Source organism: Caulobacter sp. D5 (assembly GCF_003185805.1).
Lineage (GTDB): Bacteria > Pseudomonadota > Alphaproteobacteria > Caulobacterales > Caulobacteraceae > Caulobacter.
Genome location: NZ_QHJY01000252.1, coordinates 1 through 16427 on the forward strand (window position 1 = coordinate 1; position 16427 = coordinate 16427).

The following is a 16427-nucleotide window of genomic DNA, read 5'->3' on the forward strand; positions in this document are numbered from 1 at the left end:
TGCTCGAGGTGAACGGCCACAAGCTGGTCGGCGACGAGCCCCCGGCCCTGGGCGGCCAGGACGCCGGCCCGCCGCCGTTCGGCTTCGTGCTGGCGGGTCTGGCCGCCTGCACCGCCACGACGCTGCGGATGTACGCCGACCGCAAGGGCTGGGGCGAGGTGACCATCACCGTCGACCTGGCGCTCGACACCCACGGCGACAAGCCGAGGATCGACCGCAAGGTGGCCGCCACCGGCGAGCTGGACGAAGCCGCCGTCGCCCGCCTGCGCGACGTCGTCGAGCGCACGCCGGTGACCCTGGCCCTGAAGGGCGGGTTCACGATCAATACGGTGCTGGAGCGGGGGTGAACAAGAAGACCCTCCCCCTGAAGGGGGAGGTGGCCCGGAGGGCCGGAGGGGGAAGTCGCAACTGACGCGCCGCTTCCTCTTCCCTCCCCGTCGCCTTCGGCGACACCTCTCCCTTCAGGGAGAGGGTCCAGACAAAAGGGCCCGGCGTCGCCGCCGGGCCCTTCTTCGTTCTCAGTCCGAACGCGCCGCTCAGTGCGACTCGTTCTTCCAGACCTGGCGGTAGGCCGCGTAGAGCAGGCCGGCGAACAGGATCAGGTAGATCAGCACGGCGAAGCCGGTCTGCTTGCGCTCTTCCAGCTTGGGCTCGGCGGCCCACATCAGGAAGGCCGAGACGTCCTTGGCCTGCTGGTCGATCGTCGAGGGCGTGCCGTCGTCGAAGGTGACGAGGCCGGCCTTCAGCGGCGGGGCCATGGCGATGAAGCCGCCCGGCGGAACATGCTCGTGCGAGCCGCTCCAGTACGAGGTCAGGTCGCCGGCCATGTACGGGTTGTAGTGCTGGCCCGGACCGACCTTCAGGCCGGCCGGGGCGTCCTTGTAGCCCGTGACGATGGCGTGGATGTAGTCCGGACCGCCTTCGCGGGCCTTGGCCAGCAGCGACATGTCCGGCGGCAGGGCGCCGCCGTTGCTGGCGCGGGCCGCGGCCTCGTTCGGGAACGGCGAGGGGAAGCGGTCGGCGCTGGTGGCCGGACGCTTGATGGCGTCGCCGGTCTCGGAGTCGATGTCGGCGACCTCGAACTCCTTGGCGATCGCCTTGACCCACGGGTTGTCGTTCGAGTTCGGGTACTTGTCGTTATAGAACGGGCCGCCCTTGTCGCCGAGGTTCCGGAAGCTGACCAGCTTCATGGAGTGGCAGGCCGAGCAGACCTCGCGATAGACCTTGTAGCCGCGTTGCAGCTGGGCCTGGTCGAACTTGCCGAACGGCCCCTCGAACGACCAGTGGATCTTCTCGGGTTCCAGCGCGTGACCGGCGGCCAGGGCCGGAGCCGAAGCCCCGACCGTCAGCAGACCCGCGACCGCTGCGATGGCGAAGAGTTTGCGCAGCATCGGGATCAGCCCTTCATTTCAGGCGCGGCGGTCGCTTCAGCCGGCGCGGCGGCCGGGTGCGACAGGGCGGGCGAGGCGATCGAGTCCGGCACCGGCAGGGTCTTCTCGACCAGGCCCAGCACCGGCAGGATCACCAGGAAGAACGCGAAGTAGTAGAGCGAGGCGAACCGGCTCAGCCACACGAAGCTGTTCAGGTCGGAGTCGATCAGGGTGAAGGTCTTGAAGTGACCCAGCACCGGATCGTCCGGCAGCTTGGCGCCGCAGAGGCCCAGGATGCAGCACACCACCACGAAGATAAGGAAATAGAGCTTCGCGGTCGGGCGGTAGCGCATCGAGCGCACCTTCGAGGTGTCCAGCCACGGCAGGGCGAACAGGCAGGCGATGGCGCCGAACATGGCCAGCACGCCCATCAGCTTGTCCGGCACGGCGCGCAGGATCGCGTAGAACGGCAGGAAGTACCATTCGGGCACGATGTGCGACGGCGTCACCAGCGGGTTGGCCTCGACGTAGTTGTCGGCATGGCCCAGGGCGTTCGGCAGGTAGAAGACGAACACCGCGAAGAGGATCATGAAGACGCTCATCGCAAAGGCGTCCTTCACCGTGGCGTACGGCGTGAAGGGCAGGGTGTCGGCCTTCGACTTGGGCTCGACGCCGGTCGGGTTGTTCTGGCCGACCACGTGCAGCGCCCAGATGTGCAGGATCACGACGCCCGCGATCATGAAGGGCAGCAGGTAGTGCAGCGAGAAGAAGCGGTTCAGCGTGGCGTTGTCGACGGCGAAGCCGCCCCACAGCCAGGTGGTGATCGACGGGCCGACGATCGGCAGGGCGCCGAACAGGTTGGTGATCACGACGGCGCCGTGGAAGCTCATCTGGCCCCAGGGCAGCACGTAGCCCATGAAGGCCGTGGCCATCATCAGCAGGTAGATCACGCAGCCCAGGATCCACAGCACCTCGCGGGGCGCCTTGTAGGAGCCGTAATAGAGGCCGCGCAGCATGTGGACGTAGACGGCGATGAAGAACATCGACGCCCCGTTGGCGTGCATGTAGCGGATCAGCCAGCCGTAGTTCACGTCGCGCATGATGTGCTCGACGCTGGCGAAGGCGTGGTCGGCGCTCGGCGTGTAGTGCATCACAAGGATGATGCCGGTGATCAGCTGGCTGGCCAGGCACAGCGACAGGATGCCGCCGAAGGTCCACCAGTAGTTCAGGTTACGCGGGGTGGGGTAGTCGACGAAGCTGTCGTAGCCCAGGCGCACGATCGGCAGACGGGCGTCGAGCCAGCGCTCGATACCGGTCTTGGGTTGGTAGGTCGAATGTCCGCTCATCTGGCTTACCCGATCTTGACCTTGGTGTCGGACAGGAAGGCGTACTCCGGAACCACCAGGTTCTTCGGAGCGGGGCCCTTACGGATCCGGCCGGACGTGTCGTAGTGCGAGCCGTGGCACGGGCAGAACCAGCCGCCGTAGTCGCCGCCGCCGAAGGTGGGCACGCAGCCCAGGTGCGTGCACGAACCGATCAGCACCAGCCATTGGGCCTTGCCCGGCTTGACGCGCTCGGCGTCGGTCTGCGGGTCGCGCAGGCCCGGATCGTGGTCGTCCTTCACCGCGCGGGCGATCTCGGCCGAGGTGCGGTTGCGCACGAACAGCGGCTTGCCGCGCCACTTCAGCGTGACCTGCTGGCCGTCGGCGACCTTGGTCAGGTCGAACTCGGTCGAGGCCAGGGCCAGCGTATCGGCAGAGGGATTCATCTGGTCGATGAACGGCCAGGCAATGGCGGCTGCGCCGCCGGCGGCGGCCGTAATGGCCGCGATGTAAATGAAATCGCGTCGGCTGGGATCGGACCCAGACTCGGTCTTTGCGCCCACGGCGGTGTCGGCCACCTTGTTCCACCCTTCGTTTCCGTCGGACCGGCGAGCGACCCGACCAGGAAGCGCCCATTTAGGCGCAGTATCTTTTATTCGACCCGCAAGCGGATCTTCGCCACAAGGGGCATGCTCCCTATCGGATGGGCGAACAGAGTTCGCAAGCCCTTTCGATGCGCAGCAATGCCCCTACTAGCCCCATGGTTGGTTCGTTAGAATGCGTCTCGCCCTTTTTCAACCCGGCATTCCCCAGAACGTGGGCGCGGCGATTCGGCTTTCGGCCTGCCTGGCGGTCGGGCTCGACGTCATCGAGCCCTGCAGCTTTCCCTTGGACGACAAGAGCTTGAAGCGCGCGGCCCTCGACTACGGCCCGCTGACGCACCTGACGCGGCATGATTCGTGGGAATCGTTCCTGGCCGCGCCGCAGCGGACGGAGGGGCGCCTGGTGCTTTTCACAACCCGCGGCGACAGAAGCTTCCACGACTTCGCCTTCCAGCCCGGCGACACCCTGCTGTTCGGCAACGAGAGTCGCGGCGCGCCCGAAGAGGTGCACGCCGCCGTCGACGCCCGGCTGGTCATTCCCCTGCGCCCCGAGGCCCGCTCGCTGAACGTCTCGGTGACCGCGGGCATGGCCCTGGCCGAGGCCCTGCGCCAGACCGGCGGCTTCCCCGCCCTGCCCTGATCTTTCCCTGGCCCGGCCACTAAAAAAGGCGGCCCCGTTTCCGGGACCGCCCAAGGTTCAGTCCGGCGCTCAGGCCGGCCAGGCGAGATGTGGAGTCCTCGCCCGCCGGTCTTGGCGTCCCAGGCGGTAAGGCCTAGGCGAGCACCATGATCACGACCCGGCGGTTCTGCGCCCGGCCCTCCTTGGTCTCGTTCGGGGCGATCGGATCTTCCGAGCCGTACGAGATGGTCGCCATCCGGTTCAGGGCCACGCCCTGACGGGACAGATACTTGCGCACCGCGTCGGCGCGGCGTTGGCCGAGCTTTTCGTTGTAGTCGGTCTCGCCGGTGGCGTCGGTGTAGCCCTGGATCTCCAGGTAGACGTTCTTGTTCTCTTCCTTGAGCTTCGACGCGAAGTCGGCGAGGCGCTGTTCGGCCTCCGGCGACAGGGCGTCCTGGTCGGTCGGGAACTTCACGGAATCGTCGGAAAGCACCATCGAGTACATGAACTTGCCCTCGGCCAGCTTGCCGGCCGCCGTGGCGCGCTCCAGCGCCTCGCGCGAGGTCTTGTCGAGTTCCGAGATCTGGGTGTCGTGGCCATCGACGCGGGTGGCGACTCCGCCGACCTGGGTGTTGACGTACTTCTTGGTCGCGCAGCCGCTGACCGCCAGGCCCCCAGCCACCAGCGCGACCACCGCCGCCATCTTCAAGCTGCCTTTGACTTGGCCGATCATTGTTCGCCTTCTCTCTTCATTGATCCAATAAAGCTTGACCTTGGACCTACACACTCCATCCGGGTCGTTCAGCTTTCGCATTACGAAACCGTCAGGTGACAGAGGCGAAAAATGGGCGTGTTCTTGTCGCGATTGGCGCCGCTTTGAACCTATGTTCTTGGTGACTTTATAGACCGCGCGCGATCGTGCGAACGCCGGTTTGGTTCCACGAATTATTTTCGAATGGGATAGGGATTTTTGGCCGCTCGAAGGGGGCCGAGAGCCGCCGGCGGGTCCCGAAAGGACGCCGGACGGAATCACCAGCCGGCCTGAAACGGGCGCGGCGGGGCATCGCTCGTCCTCCAGATGTAGGGAGCTTTCGCGCGACTTCAAACGAAAAACGCGCGCCCCGGAGACCGGAGCGCGCGCTTCGTCGAAATCGATAGATTGAGACCTACTGCAAGGTCGCCCGGCCGAAGGACAGGCCTTCCGAACCGGCCCCGACGGCGATGACGCCGCCGTCCTCGAGTTCGCCGGCCAGCAGGCGGCGGGCGATCGGGTCGACCAGCTCCTTCTGGATCACGCGCTTGAGCGGGCGCGCGCCATAGACCGGGTCGTAGCCCTTGTCGGCCAGCCACTGCAGGGCGCCGGCGTCCAGCGCCAGGGTCATGCGGCGATCGGCCAGCAGCTTCTCCACCCGTCCCAGCTGGATGCGGACGATGTCGCTCATGTTCGAGCGGTCCAGCCGCTTGAACAGGATGATCTCGTCGATCCGGTTGAGGAACTCCGGACGGAAGTGGCCGCGCACCGTGGTCATGACCAGGGGCCGGACCTCTTCCACGTCGGCCCCGTCCTCCTGGTTGGCCAGGAACTCGGCGCCGAGGTTGGAGGTCATGATGATGATCGTGTTGCGGAAGTCGACCGTGCGGCCTTGCCCGTCCGTGAGACGGCCGTCATCCAACACTTGAAGAAGAACGTTGAAGACGTCCGGGTGGGCCTTCTCGATCTCGTCGAACAGCACCACCTGGTACGGACGGCGACGGATGGCCTCCGTCAGCGCCCCGCCCTCGTCGTAGCCGACATAGCCGGGAGGCGCCCCGATCAGGCGGCTGACCGAGTGCTTCTCCATGTATTCCGACATGTCCATGCGGGTGATCGCATGCTCGTCGGCGAACATGAACTCGGCCAGGGCCTTGGTCAGCTCGGTCTTGCCCACGCCTGTCGGGCCCAGGAACAGGAACGAGCCGATCGGGCGCGTGGGATCGTGCAGGCCGGCGCGGGCGCGGCGGACGGCGTCGGACACCGCCTCCAGGGCCTCGTCCTGGCCGACCACGCGCGAACGCAGGGCGACCTCCATCTGCAAGAGCTTCTCGCGCTCGCCTTCCAGCATCTTCTCGACCGGCACGCCGGTCCAGCGGCTGACGACGGCGGCGATCTGCTCGGCGTCGACGACTTCCGGCGTCAGGGCCTTGCCCCCGCCGGTCTCGCCGGCCTCGGCGTCGGCCAGGCGCTTTTCCAGCGCCGGGATCTCGCCGTACTGGAGCTGGCCGGCGCGGGCGAAGTCGCCGGCGCGCTGGGCGTTGGCCAGGTCGGCCCGCAGGCGGTCCAGGGCCTCGCGCGCCTGGGCGGCGCCGCCGACCTTGTCCTTCTCGGCCTTCCAGCGGGCAGTCATCTCGTCCGAGCGGAACTGCAGGTCGTCGATCTCGACCTCCAGGTTCTCCAGGCGCTGCTTGGAGGCGGCGTCGGTTTCCTTGGACAGGGCCTCGCGCTCGATCTTCAGCTGCACCAGGCGGCGGTCGATCTCGTCGAGCTCCTCGGGCTTGCTGTCGATCGCCATCCGCACGCGGCTGGCCGCCTCGTCCACCAGGTCGATGGCCTTGTCGGGCAGGAAGCGGTCGGCGATGTAGCGGTTGCTGAGCGTCGCGGCGGCCACGATGGCGCTGTCCGAGATCCGCACGCCGTGGTGGACCTCGTACTTCTCCTTGAGGCCGCGCAGGATCGAGACGGTGTCCTCCACCGTGGGCTCCTGCACGAACACCGGCTGGAACCGGCGAGCCAAGGCGGCGTCCTTCTCGACGTGCTTGCGGTATTCGTCGAGCGTGGTGGCGCCCACGCAATGCAACTCGCCGCGCGCCAGGGCGGGCTTGAGCAGGTTGGAGGCGTCCATCGCCCCGTCGCTCTTCCCGGCGCCGACCAGGGTGTGCATCTCGTCGATGAACAGGATGATCGAGCCCTCGGCGGCCGTGACCTCGCCGAGCACGGCCTTCAGCCGCTCCTCGAACTCGCCGCGATACTTCGCGCCGGCGATCAGGCTGCCCATGTCGAGCGACAGCAGCTTCTTGTCCTTCAGGCTCTCGGGCACGTCGCCGTTGACGATACGTTGCGCCAGGCCCTCGACGATGGCGGTCTTGCCGACGCCGGGCTCGCCGATCAGGACGGGATTGTTCTTGGTGCGGCGGGAGAGAACCTGGATGGTGCGGCGGATCTCTTCGTCGCGGCCGATCACCGGGTCGATCTTGCCGTCGCGGGCGGCCGCCGTCAGGTCGCGGGCGTAGCGCTTGAGCGCGTCATAGCCTTCCTCGGCGTTGGCGCTGTCGGCGGTGCGGCCCTTGCGCAGGGCGGCGGCGGCGGCCTCCAGGCTCTGGGCCGAGACGCCGGCGTCCTTCAGCGCCTTGGCGCTGTCCGCGCCGTCCTTGGCGATGGCGACCAGCAGGCGCTCGGTGGTGACGAAGGCGTCGCCGGCCTTCTTGGCGCCGTCCTCGGCGGTGGCGAACACGCGGGCCGTGTCGGGCTTCATGTAGAGCTGGCCGCCGGCGCCGTCGACGCGCGGGTTCTTGGCCAGGATCGCGTCCACGGCGGCGTCGGCCGCGTCGGGGCGACCGCCGGCGTTGACGATGATGGTGCGCGAAAGCCCGTCCTTTTCTTCCAGCAGCACCTTCAGAAGGTGTTCGGGCCCGAGCTGCTGGTGACCACGGGCCAAAGCCAGGCTCTGCGCGGACTGCACGGCCTGCTTGGCGCGGTCGGAATAGATGTCGATCTTCACTCTGAACGTCCCCTTGTTAGGCGGATCAGACCAGGCCGCCTCCGATGAGCGCGGCCCGACCTGTCAGGGGATGTAGTGTGACCTTCAGGCCACACAAGGCGTCACCAGCCCCGGCTGGCGATATAAGTTTCCAGGGCCTGGATGCGGGTGGCGTCCGACGGGTGGGTCGAGGTGAACTCGGCGCGGTTCGAACCACCCTGGGCCTGCATCTTGCGCCACAGGGCCACGGCCTCGCGCGGGCGGTAACCGGCGCGCTGCATGAAGTCGACGCCCAGGCGGTCGGCCTCCAGTTCGTGCTTGCGCGAGAACGGCAGCAGGAAGCCGACCTGCGCCCCCGCCCCGCCCAGCGCCGAAACGGCCTTGCCGCCGTCGCTGGTCCCGCCGCCGGCGGCCGCCTGGGCGATAGCCAGCACCAGCTGGGTGCTCATCTGCTGCGAATAGCGCTCGGCCGCGTGGCGGGCGACGACGTGCGCGGCCTCGTGGCCCAGCACGGCGGCCAGCTGGTCGTCGTTGTCGACCAGCTGCACCAGCCCCGAATTGACGCCCACATGGCCGCCCGGCAGCACGAAGGCGTTGGGCACCGGATTGTCGAACACCACGTAGTCCCACGGCCGGTCAGCCAGGCCCGCGGCCGTGACGACCCGCTGGCCCACCCGCTCGACCCGGGCGTTCAGCCGCGGATCCTGCGAGATCTTGCCGGTGCGCAGCGCCTGGCCCCACGCCTGCTCGCCCGAACGGGCCAGGGCCGCGTCGTCGACGACGGCGAACTGGTCGCGGCCGAGCTCGGCGTTGTAGGCGCAGGCGGAAAGCGCCGCCGTCGACGCCAGGACGGCGAACAGGGCAAGCGACGGGCGGCGAAGCATGAGCGGCTCGGGGGCTGATTGGTCTGCGCCCCGACTTAAGTCGGCTCGGGGTCGGCTTGCAACCATCGGGTCATAGGGGTCTTCCCTTGCGCGTCAGCGGCGCAGTTCGAGAATGTCGAGCTTCGACTCCTGCTGCGGCCACGGCAGCACCAGGCGATAGCGGTTCGCGCCGACGCGCTCGAACACCCCGGCCTGGTCGCGTTGCGGGTCGCGGCGGTAGGTCGCGCGCCCCTCGCGGTCGCCCCAGGCGACGGCGCCCAGGAACACCTGGCGTCGCGGCGCGTCGGGATAGAGATTTCCGGACTGGCGCTGCGAGCCGGTGGTCTTTTCGAGGATCAGATCGCCGCCCGGGGTCAGCTCCACCCGGCAGCGGAACCAGCCGTAGGCGACGTAAGGCAGGCCGCGCCCGTCCTGGCTGCCCAGCTTGATGGTGCGGCAGCGATAGGCGCCCGGCGTCGGCTGCGGGCGAGCCAGGGCCGCGCGCGGATCGACCAGCGGGCCCAGCGCCCGCAGTTCACGCCCGTGACCGCCCCGGCGCGCTTCCGACAGGGCGGCGTCCCACGCTTCGTCCAGCCGCTCGATCCGCCGCACGTCGTCGCGGCTGGCGTCGCGCCGCCAGTCGCCCGAGGCGGCCCAGGCCGGTGCGGAGAGCGCCGGAGCAGCGGCGGCGAGGGACAGGACGATGGCGGCGACGGCGCGCATGGGCGGCTCCTGGGAACGTCGAAGGAGCGTGGATAACTCCCCAGACCTCGGAGCGGTTCGTCAGCGCGCCGCGGCGATGGTCCGCGCCAGGTGCCTGGGATCCACCGGCTTGCTGAGGATCGGCGCGTCGCGCAGGTCGGCCCGCACGCCCTGGTCGCCATAGCCGGTGACGAAGGCGAAGGGCACGCCGCGCTCGCGCAGCACGTCGGCGGCCGCGAACGAGGTGCCGCCGTCCAGATTGACGTCCAGCAGTGCGAAATCGACCTTCTCGCGCCGCGCGGCCTCGACGGCGCTTTCGGCCGAGACGGCGGGGCCGGTGACCTCGCAGCCGAGGTCGGTCAGCAGGTCCTCGACCAGCATGGCGACCATGATCTCGTCCTCGACGATCAGAACGCGCATTCAGGCGGCTCCTCGGGCCGGTACGGCGTTGGCGGCCGGCTTGCGACGCAGGCGGGCGACGATGGCGCAGGCCACCCCGTCGGGCTGGTAGTCCAGGGTCGCCTCGCCATCGAGCTCCAGGGCCAGGCCCCGGGTGATCAGGCGGCTGCCGAAGCCCTGGCGCTCGGGCGGGGAGACCAGCGGGCCGCCGCTCTCCTTCCAGCCCAGCCGCAGGCGCTCGTCATCGCCCTCGCCTTCCCGGCTCCAGCCGATCGTGACCTGGCCGGCGGGAGTGGAAAGGGCGCCGTACTTGGTGGCGTTGGTCATCAGCTCGTGCAGGGCCAGCGACAGCGACAGGGCGGTCTTCGGCGACAGCCGCACCGAGGGCCCCGACAGGGTGAAGCGCGTGGCGTCGCCGTAGGACTCGATCAGCCCGGCCATGATGTCGCGCAGGTCCGCGCCCTCCCAGCTTTCGCGGGTCAGGATGTCGTGGGTGCGGGCCAGGGCCAAAAGGCGGGTGGTCAGGGACTCGCGGGCGTCGCCCAGGTCGGCGGCGTTGCGCAGGGTCTGGCCGGCCACCGACTGCACGGTGGCCAGGGTGTTCTTGACCCGGTGATTGAGCTCGTTGACCAGCAGCCTCTGCAGCTCCTCGGTCCGCTTGCGCTCGGTGACGTCGCGCATCACGCCGGTGAAGAACCGCCGGCCGCCCGAGCGCCACTCGGCGATCGAAAGTTCGAGGGGAAAGGTCGAGCCGTCCTGCCGGCGGCCGAACACCTCGCGGCCGATGCCGATGATCCGGCGCTCGCCGGTGGCGCGGTAGGTCTCGAGATAGCCGTCGTGCCCCGCGTGATGCGGCTCGGGCATCAGGGCCTTGACGTTGGACCCGATCATGTCGGCGGCGGCGTAGCCGAACAGCCGCTCGGCGGCGGGATTGAACGCCTCGATGCGGCCGTGCTCGTCGATCACGACGATCGCGTCCACCGCCGTATCGACGATGGCGCGATAGCGGGCCTCTTCGCCCGCGCCGCCGGTCTTGGCTCCACGCCCGCCCATGGCCGGCTCTCCTGTGGTCCAGAAGAGCCTAGCCTATGGGTTTAGCGCTCGCCAAGTCCTCGCGGAGGATGTCTCAAGCTTCTTCGGATTCCGAAGCCGGAGCGTCGCCGCCTTCGAAGCTGCGCGGGGCGCGGCGACGACGGGGCTTCTTGACCTCTTCGCCGGCGGCCTCGGGGGCCGGAGCGGCGGCGGTCTCGGCCGCCGGAGCGGCTTCGGCCTCGACCTTGGCCTTCGGCTCGGACTTGCGGCCGAGGAACGCCGGGGCGTGGCTGACCGCGCGGTCCTGGCCGCGCAGCGCCGGCGAGCTTTCGCTCACCGAGGCCTCGCCGCCGCCCAGCGGGGCGGCTTCCGGCTCGATCACGGCCAGCGGATCACGCTCGCCGCGGTCACGGTCGCGATTGCGGTCACGATCCCGGTCGCGGCGCGAGCGGCGGCCTTCGCGGGCCTCGCCCTGGAACTCGCCGCCTTCGGCCGCCGGACGCTCTTCGCGCGGCTGGCGCTCTTCACGGGGACGGTCGTCGCGCGGACGATCATCCCGGGGGCGATCGTCGCGGTCGCGGAAGCGGTCTTCGCGGGGACGGTCGTCACGCGGGCGGTCGTCACGGGGACGATCATCGCGCGGACGGTCATCACGGGGCCGATCGTCACGAGGACGGTCGTCGCGGCTGCGGTCGCGGTCGTCGCGGTCGCGCCAGCGGTCGCGGCGCTGTTCGCCCTGGCCCTGGCCGTCGCGGGGACGGTCGTCGCGGTTGCGATCGCGGTCACGGTTCTCGAAGCGGTCGCGGTTGCGGTCGCGGCGTTGCTCGCCCTGACCTTCGCCGCCCTCGCCGCCTTCAGCGCCCTCGGCGGGCGTCTCGACGGCGGCCGGGGCCTCGACGACTTCTTCCGGCTCGGCCTCGAAGTCGATCTCGTACGCCGAGTAGGCGTCCTTGCCGATGATGTCGCTGACCGAACGATTCGGCTGGATGGCGCGCAGCACACGGAAATAGTGCTCGGCGTGCTGCAGGTAGTTCTCGGCCAGCACCCGGTCGCCGGACGACGAGGCGTCGCGGGCCAGCTGCTGGTACTTTTCATAGACGCTCTGGGCCGCGCCGCGGACCTTCACGCCGTCGGGACCGTTCGAATCGAAGGCCCGGTTGGCGTTGTGCTGCTGTGGCTTGCCACCACCGCCCCCGCGGTTGTTGCGGCCACGCTGGCGCTTCATGCCCTTGAAATCTCTCATCTTCTCTTCTGAACCTGTCCGGCCGGGAAGCTTTGCCTCGGTCGGTGTTTGGTCTCTTGAGACTGGTGGCCCCGCTTGGGCGCGCCTTCGATGTTCTTGAGACGTGGGTTTCGTTAAGGGTCTCCGTCCGGATCGGGCGCGGCTTTCGGCCTCGTCGGCCGTTCGCGCCTGCCGGATGCGTCTGGCGACCGTCGAAACGACCGCTCTTCCCGTCACCCGGCGATTTGGAAGGAGACCCCTTTCGTCTAGCGCCTCACGCGGCCGTTTCCAAGGGGTTTTTGAACCCCGTGACAACGCGGTCGTGGGTGGAGAGGTCCTTGACCGTCCGCACGTTCTGCGCGCCGGCCGCCTTGAACAGGATCTCGACGTCCGCCGACTGGTCGAAACCGATCTCGACACAGAACAGGCCGCCGGGCTTGAGCACCCGCAGGATCTCGGGCGCCAGGGCGCGATAGGCGGTCAGGCCGTCGGTCCCGCCGTCCAGAGCCAAGCGCGGCTCGTGGTCGCGCACTTCCGGCTCCAGGGTGTCGATATGGGCGGTCGGGATGTAGGGCGGGTTGGACACCACCACGTCGAAAGACGCATCGCCCAGGCCCGTCGTCCAGTCGCCGCGCATCAGCGCCACGCGGCCGTCGAGATCCAGGTTGGCGGCGTTCTCGCGCGCCACGGCCAGGGCCTCCTCGGAGATGTCGATCCCCAGGCCCTTGGCGGCCGGACGCTCGGCCAGGATGGCCATCAGCATCGAGCCCGAGCCGACGCCCAGGTCCAGCAGGTTGAAGGCCATGGTCTCGGGGAAGGCCTTCAGCACCTCGTCGACGATGACCTCGGTCTCGGGTCGCGGGGTCAGCACGTCCTTGGTCACCGACAGCAGGATCTTCCAGAACCCCTTGCGGCCGATGATGTGGCTGACCGGCTCGCGGCGGGCGCGGCGCTCCAGGTAGTCATCCAGCGTGGCGACCTGCTCGGCGGTCAGCTCACGATAGGGGTCGGTGATGATGTCGGTGCGGCTGACGCCGGCGGCGACTTCCAGCATCAGGCGCGCGTCGATGGCGGGCTGATCGATGCCGGCTTCCTTCAGGCGCTCCTTGGCGCCGTTCCAGGCTTTGACGAGAGTGAGGGTCATGGCGGCTCCAATAGCGCGTCGCGGCGGCGAGGGCGAGATTGAGCGCGATACCAGTTTTTGGTATTCTCGGTCTTGGAGGTTCTTGATGAGCAAAAACACCTCGGTCAGCCTCGGCCCGCACTTCCAGACCTTCATCGAAAGCCAGGTGGCCGAAGGCCGCTACGGCTCGGCCAGCGACGTCATCCGCGCGGGCTTGCGGATGTTGGAAGAGCACGAAGCCAAGCTCGACGCGATCCGGGCGGCGCTTATCGAAGGCGAAGCCAGCGGGTTCGCCGAAGAGTTCGACGTCGAGGAATTTCTCCACGACATGCACGCTGAACAAGCTGAAAGCGGACGCCTCAAGCCGTGAGCCGACTGACGATCCGACCGCGTGCCCGGAAGGATCTTCATGGCATCTGGGTCTACTCCCATGACCATTGGGGGGCGCAGCGCGCGGACTCCTACATCCGCGAACTGGATAGGGCGATGAAGAGGTTGGCGCACGATCCCTCGGCCGGCGAGGCCTGTGATCATATCCGAACCGGCTATCGCCGCCGGCCGTGCGGCTCGCACATGATCTACTATCGGCTCGCGGATCGGGGAATTGAGGTTGCACGCGTACTCCATCAACAGATGGACGCCGCCGCGAATCTCTAGCTAGCCCCCACCACCACCGCATCCCCCTGCCCCACCGCGCCGCCTTCGGTGACGTTCAGGTAGATGCCGCAGAAGGTGTGGCCGTAGTTGTCGAACAGGGCCTTCACCACCTCGATGTCGCGCTCGGCGGTGATCGGGTCGACGTGGGTGGCCGCGCAGCGGACGATGGGCTTGAGCACCTGGGCGGTCGCCGCGCCGACGCTCACCGTCTTTCCCGTCCAGTCGTTCTCGGCCCAGGCCGGCCAGCCCTCGACATAGAGATTGGCGCGAAAGCGCAGGGGATCGACCGGGCGGCCGATCTTTTCGGCCAGGTCGCGCACGCTGGCCAGGTTCACGATCGAGACGAAACCCGACTTGCTGTCCATGAACCGGTGCGCGCCCGGCCCCTCCAGCACCCGCAGCGGACCTCTCGCCTCGTCGCCTAGCAGGGCCGCGAGCCAGGCCTCGAAACCGCGCCGGCCTTCCTCGCCGCGCAGGTCGCCGGCGAAGGGCGCCAGCCCTTCGGCAGAGGCGGTCAGCACGCCGCTTTCCTCGTCATAGGCCGTGCGCGCCCTGGCCACCTGCGGGATCTTGGCCAGCACGGTGAACTTCATCTTCGACAGGTGGCCCGGCGCGGCCGCATCGAAGCCGCTGGGGCCGTCCTCGACCGCATAGAGCCGGTCGCACGGGAAGCAGGCGCCCGCGCTCAGCGTCGCCGTCTCCAGGCGCTCGGGCGTGAAGCCCTTGACGGGATGGCGATGGAGCGAGGCGACCTGGGCTTGCATGGCGGCAAGGTGGTCGCGCAACTGGAGCTTGGCAAGCTCAAGGAACGCAGCGCCCGCTCGCGAATTTCCCAAGCTCGGGAGGCCCGTTCATGACCGACACCGCGCCGCGACGCCCCATCCGGTCGTGGCTGGCCACGCGGCCCTATCATCTCGCGCCCTGGATCCTGCTGCTGGCGGTCGCGCCGTTCGCTTTCCCCAAGCGGCTGGAGCCGGTCGAGGAGCCCCACACGCCGCCGCCGGGCCTGTCGGAAGACCGGACCATGCCGCCCGACGAGTTCGACGCCGCCGAGCCCCGGCGCGGCCGCGCCGCCCGGCATCCCTATGTCATTCCCCTGCTCGGCTGGCGCGACATCCTCTGGCGCACCGCCCGCGAGATCAGCGTCGACAAGCTGCCGTCCGTGGCCGGAGGCGTGACCTTCTACACCCTGCTGGCCCTGTTCCCGGCCATCGGCGCCTTCGTCTCGCTCTATGGCCTGTTCGCCGACGTCGGGGCGGTGGAGAAGCAGTTGCAGGAGATGGCCACGGTCTTCCCCGCCAGCGTCGTCCAGATCGTCGGCGAGCAGATGCTGCGCCTGGCCAGCCAGGAGGGAAGCAAGCTGGGCCTGGCCTTCGTGGTCAGCCTGCTGCTGTCGATCTGGAGCGCCAACGCCAGCATGAAGGCGCTCTTCGACGGGCTGAACGTCGCCTATGACGAGGACGAGAAGCGCCACTTCGTCGGCAAGACCCTGCTGACCTACGGCTTCACCCTGTGCGCCCTGGTCTATGCGGTGTTCATCGCCGCGGTGCTGATCGCCCTGCCAATCGCCTTCGAGCGGCTGGGCCTGGGCGCGATCGCCGCCCTGTGGATCCCGCTGCGCTGGCTGACGGTGTGGCTGGTCACCGCCCTGGCCTTCGCCATGCTCTATCGCTTCGCCCCCTGCCGGGCGCGGCCGCGCTGGCGCTGGGTGGTGCTGGGCGCGCTGTTCGGCGCCGCCGCCTGGCTGATCGGCTCGCTGGGCTTCTCGCTCTACGTCAACAAGGTCGCCCACTACGACGCCACCTACGGCCCGCTGGGGGCGGTGATCGCCTTCATGGTCTGGGTGTGGTTCTCGATCATGACCGTGCTGATCGGCGCCGAGCTCAACGCCGAGATCGAGCACCAGACCGCCCACGACTCCACCACCGGCCCCGAAAAGCCGATGGGCGCGCGCGGCGCGGCCATGGCCGACACGGTGGGGCTGGCTTTCCACCCCTGGGAGATGATCAAGCGCGAGGCCGGCACGGTCAAACGCATCGGCGGCCGCTACTGGGGCCACGCCACGCGGATGGGCCGCAAGGAACCGCCGCCTCCCGAGCCCTGAGACCTCAAGACCCGGGCTTGGCGCCGCGCGCGACCCATGGCTTAGCTCGCCAATCATGATCTTCGCCCCCGCCCAACCTCCCGAACACGAAGCCCTCGTCGCCCTGGTCAATTCCGCCTATCGCGGCCAAGGCGCCCAGGCCGGCTGGACCACCGAGGCCGGCTATATCGACGGCCAGCGCATCGACCTCGCCAGCCTGCAGGCCGATCTGGCCGCCGCGCCGGACGCCGTTATCCTCACCGCCCGCGACGACGAAGGCGGCCCGATCCTGGGCTCCGTCTGGCTGGAGCCGGCCAAGCCCGGCCTCTGGTACCTGGGCATGCTGACCATTCGCCCCGACCTGCAGGACCGGCAGTTGGGCCGCACCCTGCTGGCGGCCGGCGAGGCCTACGCCCGCGAACGCGGCGCGACTCGCATGCAGATGACCGTGGTCCACATCCGCGACACCCTGATCGCCTGGTACGAACGCCGCGGCTACGCCCTCACCGGCGAGACCCGCCCCTTCCCCCACGGCGACGACCGCTTCGGCAAGCCGCTGCGGGATGATCTGAGCTTCGTGGTGATGGAGAAAGCGCTCTGATCCCTCTCCCCTTGCGGGAGAGGGTGGCCTCCGAAGGAGGTCGGGTGAGGGGTCGCACGAACAGAAACGCCGCGAAAGCCGATCAGCTTTCGCGGCGT

General features: G+C 68.8%; 18 protein-coding genes. 6 read left to right on the forward strand and 12 right to left on the reverse strand.

Features of this window, described 5'->3' with window-relative positions:
• Positions 1 to 347 (forward strand): OsmC family protein (locus DMC18_RS16480; protein WP_110133112.1); only part of this gene is annotated, 347 nt, incomplete at its 5' end.
• Between the two features lie 189 nt (positions 348 to 536).
• Here the strand turns inward: DMC18_RS16480 and DMC18_RS16485 are convergent.
• The 3 genes from DMC18_RS16485 to petA are packed head-to-tail and all read right to left on the reverse strand — an operon-like array spanning position 537 to position 3270.
• Positions 537 to 1391 carry a cytochrome c1 gene (locus DMC18_RS16485; protein ID WP_110120230.1) on the reverse strand — a complete coding sequence of 285 codons (855 nt, stop codon included), beginning with the start codon at positions 1389 to 1391 and terminating at the stop codon, positions 537 to 539.
• 5 nt (positions 1392 to 1396) lie between these two features.
• Complete coding sequence (locus tag DMC18_RS16490; protein ID WP_110120229.1) at positions 1397 to 2716, reverse strand: cytochrome b N-terminal domain-containing protein; 1320 nt, start codon at positions 2714 to 2716, stop codon at positions 1397 to 1399.
• Between the two features lie 5 nt (positions 2717 to 2721).
• Positions 2722 to 3270, reverse strand: coding sequence for a ubiquinol-cytochrome c reductase iron-sulfur subunit (gene petA, locus DMC18_RS16495; protein WP_110120228.1), 549 nt, complete (start codon positions 3268 to 3270; stop codon positions 2722 to 2724).
• A gap of 199 nt (positions 3271 to 3469) precedes the next feature.
• On the opposite strand from petA, the gene DMC18_RS16500 reads away from it, so the two are divergent.
• Positions 3470 to 3934, forward strand: coding sequence for a tRNA (cytidine(34)-2'-O)-methyltransferase (locus DMC18_RS16500; protein ID WP_110120227.1), 465 nt, complete (start codon positions 3470 to 3472; stop codon positions 3932 to 3934).
• Positions 3935 to 4067: 133 nt separating this feature from the next.
• Here DMC18_RS16500 and DMC18_RS16505 read toward each other — a convergent pair whose 3' ends face one another.
• From DMC18_RS16505 to prmC, 8 genes are all read right to left on the reverse strand, one after another.
• Complete coding sequence (locus tag DMC18_RS16505) at positions 4068 to 4646, reverse strand: OmpA family protein (RefSeq protein ID WP_110120226.1); 579 nt, start codon at positions 4644 to 4646, stop codon at positions 4068 to 4070.
• Positions 4647 to 5079: 433 nt separating this feature from the next.
• Positions 5080 to 7668 (reverse strand): ATP-dependent chaperone ClpB, encoded by a 2589-nt coding sequence (gene clpB / locus DMC18_RS16510; protein WP_110133113.1) that lies wholly within the window; start codon positions 7666 to 7668, stop codon positions 5080 to 5082.
• 101 nt (positions 7669 to 7769) lie between these two features.
• The gene (locus tag DMC18_RS16515) at positions 7770 to 8531 is read right to left on the reverse strand and encodes a M48 family metallopeptidase (RefSeq protein ID WP_110120225.1); all 762 of its coding nucleotides are present in this window, start codon (positions 8529 to 8531) and stop codon (positions 7770 to 7772) included.
• 93 nt (positions 8532 to 8624) lie between these two features.
• Entirely contained in the window at positions 8625 to 9233 is a 609-nt protein-coding gene (locus DMC18_RS16520) for a DUF4893 domain-containing protein (protein WP_110133114.1), read from the reverse strand.
• 60 nt (positions 9234 to 9293) lie between these two features.
• A complete protein-coding gene (locus tag DMC18_RS16525; protein WP_110120224.1) occupies positions 9294 to 9632 on the reverse strand; it encodes a response regulator in 339 nt (112 codons plus the stop codon).
• Positions 9633 to 10664, reverse strand: coding sequence for a sensor histidine kinase (locus tag DMC18_RS16530; RefSeq protein WP_110120223.1), 1032 nt, complete (start codon positions 10662 to 10664; stop codon positions 9633 to 9635). It lies immediately after the preceding gene.
• Between the two features lie 73 nt (positions 10665 to 10737).
• A complete protein-coding gene (locus DMC18_RS16535) occupies positions 10738 to 11886 on the reverse strand; it encodes a DUF4167 domain-containing protein (RefSeq protein WP_110133115.1) in 1149 nt (382 codons plus the stop codon).
• Between the two features lie 253 nt (positions 11887 to 12139).
• Positions 12140 to 13009: a peptide chain release factor N(5)-glutamine methyltransferase gene (gene prmC / locus DMC18_RS16540; RefSeq protein WP_110120220.1), complete on the reverse strand. Its 870-nt coding sequence runs from the start codon at positions 13007 to 13009 to the stop codon at positions 12140 to 12142.
• Between the two features lie 82 nt (positions 13010 to 13091).
• Here prmC and DMC18_RS16545 point away from each other — a divergent pair, with 82 nt between their 5' ends.
• Both DMC18_RS16545 and DMC18_RS16550 read left to right on the forward strand, forming a co-directional pair.
• Positions 13092 to 13358 (forward strand): type II toxin-antitoxin system ParD family antitoxin, encoded by a 267-nt coding sequence (locus DMC18_RS16545; protein WP_110120219.1) that lies wholly within the window; start codon positions 13092 to 13094, stop codon positions 13356 to 13358.
• Positions 13355 to 13645, forward strand: a complete 291-nt coding sequence (locus DMC18_RS16550) for a type II toxin-antitoxin system RelE/ParE family toxin (RefSeq protein WP_110120218.1) — start codon at positions 13355 to 13357, stop codon at positions 13643 to 13645. The genes DMC18_RS16545 and DMC18_RS16550 overlap by 4 nt, the downstream gene beginning before the upstream one ends.
• Here DMC18_RS16550 and DMC18_RS16555 read toward each other — a convergent pair.
• On the reverse strand, positions 13642 to 14409 hold the full coding sequence (locus DMC18_RS16555) for an MOSC domain-containing protein (protein WP_110120222.1): 768 nt from the start codon (positions 14407 to 14409) through the stop codon (positions 13642 to 13644). The two genes, DMC18_RS16550 and DMC18_RS16555, sit on opposite strands and share 4 nt — an antisense overlap.
• An 89-nt stretch (positions 14410 to 14498) precedes the next feature.
• On the opposite strand from DMC18_RS16555, the gene DMC18_RS16560 reads away from it, so the two are divergent.
• Both DMC18_RS16560 and DMC18_RS16565 read left to right on the forward strand, forming a co-directional pair.
• Positions 14499 to 15749, forward strand: coding sequence for a YihY/virulence factor BrkB family protein (locus DMC18_RS16560; RefSeq protein WP_110120217.1), 1251 nt, complete (start codon positions 14499 to 14501; stop codon positions 15747 to 15749).
• Positions 15750 to 15804: 55 nt separating this feature from the next.
• The gene (locus DMC18_RS16565) at positions 15805 to 16329 is read left to right on the forward strand and encodes a GNAT family N-acetyltransferase (RefSeq protein ID WP_110120216.1); all 525 of its coding nucleotides are present in this window, start codon (positions 15805 to 15807) and stop codon (positions 16327 to 16329) included.
• Positions 16330 to 16427: the final 98 nt, after the last annotated feature.

Excerpts from the sequence above, each read along its gene's own strand:
- DMC18_RS16505 (WP_110120226.1), bottom strand. The coding sequence starts at position 4,646 with ATGATCGGCCAAGTCAAAGGCAGCTTGAAGATGGCGGCGGTGGTCGCG.
- DMC18_RS16515 (WP_110120225.1), bottom strand. The coding sequence starts at position 8,531 with ATGCTTCGCCGCCCGTCGCTTGCCCTGTTCGCCGTCCTGGCGTCGACG.
- DMC18_RS16490 (WP_110120229.1), bottom strand. The coding sequence starts at position 2,716 with ATGAGCGGACATTCGACCTACCAACCCAAGACCGGTATCGAGCGCTGG.
- DMC18_RS16520 (WP_110133114.1), bottom strand. The coding sequence starts at position 9,233 with ATGCGCGCCGTCGCCGCCATCGTCCTGTCCCTCGCCGCCGCTGCTCCG.
- prmC (WP_110120220.1), bottom strand. The coding sequence starts at position 13,009 with ATGACCCTCACTCTCGTCAAAGCCTGGAACGGCGCCAAGGAGCGCCTG.
- DMC18_RS16500 (WP_110120227.1), top strand. The coding sequence starts at position 3,470 with ATGCGTCTCGCCCTTTTTCAACCCGGCATTCCCCAGAACGTGGGCGCG.
- DMC18_RS16560 (WP_110120217.1), top strand. The coding sequence starts at position 14,499 with ATGACCGACACCGCGCCGCGACGCCCCATCCGGTCGTGGCTGGCCACG.
- DMC18_RS16485 (WP_110120230.1), bottom strand. The coding sequence starts at position 1,391 with ATGCTGCGCAAACTCTTCGCCATCGCAGCGGTCGCGGGTCTGCTGACG.
- DMC18_RS16565 (WP_110120216.1), top strand. The coding sequence starts at position 15,805 with ATGATCTTCGCCCCCGCCCAACCTCCCGAACACGAAGCCCTCGTCGCC.
- DMC18_RS16525 (WP_110120224.1), bottom strand. The coding sequence starts at position 9,632 with ATGCGCGTTCTGATCGTCGAGGACGAGATCATGGTCGCCATGCTGGTC.
- DMC18_RS16530 (WP_110120223.1), bottom strand. The coding sequence starts at position 10,664 with ATGGGCGGGCGTGGAGCCAAGACCGGCGGCGCGGGCGAAGAGGCCCGC.
- DMC18_RS16535 (WP_110133115.1), bottom strand. The coding sequence starts at position 11,886 with ATGAGAGATTTCAAGGGCATGAAGCGCCAGCGTGGCCGCAACAACCGC.
- DMC18_RS16555 (WP_110120222.1), bottom strand. The coding sequence starts at position 14,409 with ATGCAAGCCCAGGTCGCCTCGCTCCATCGCCATCCCGTCAAGGGCTTC.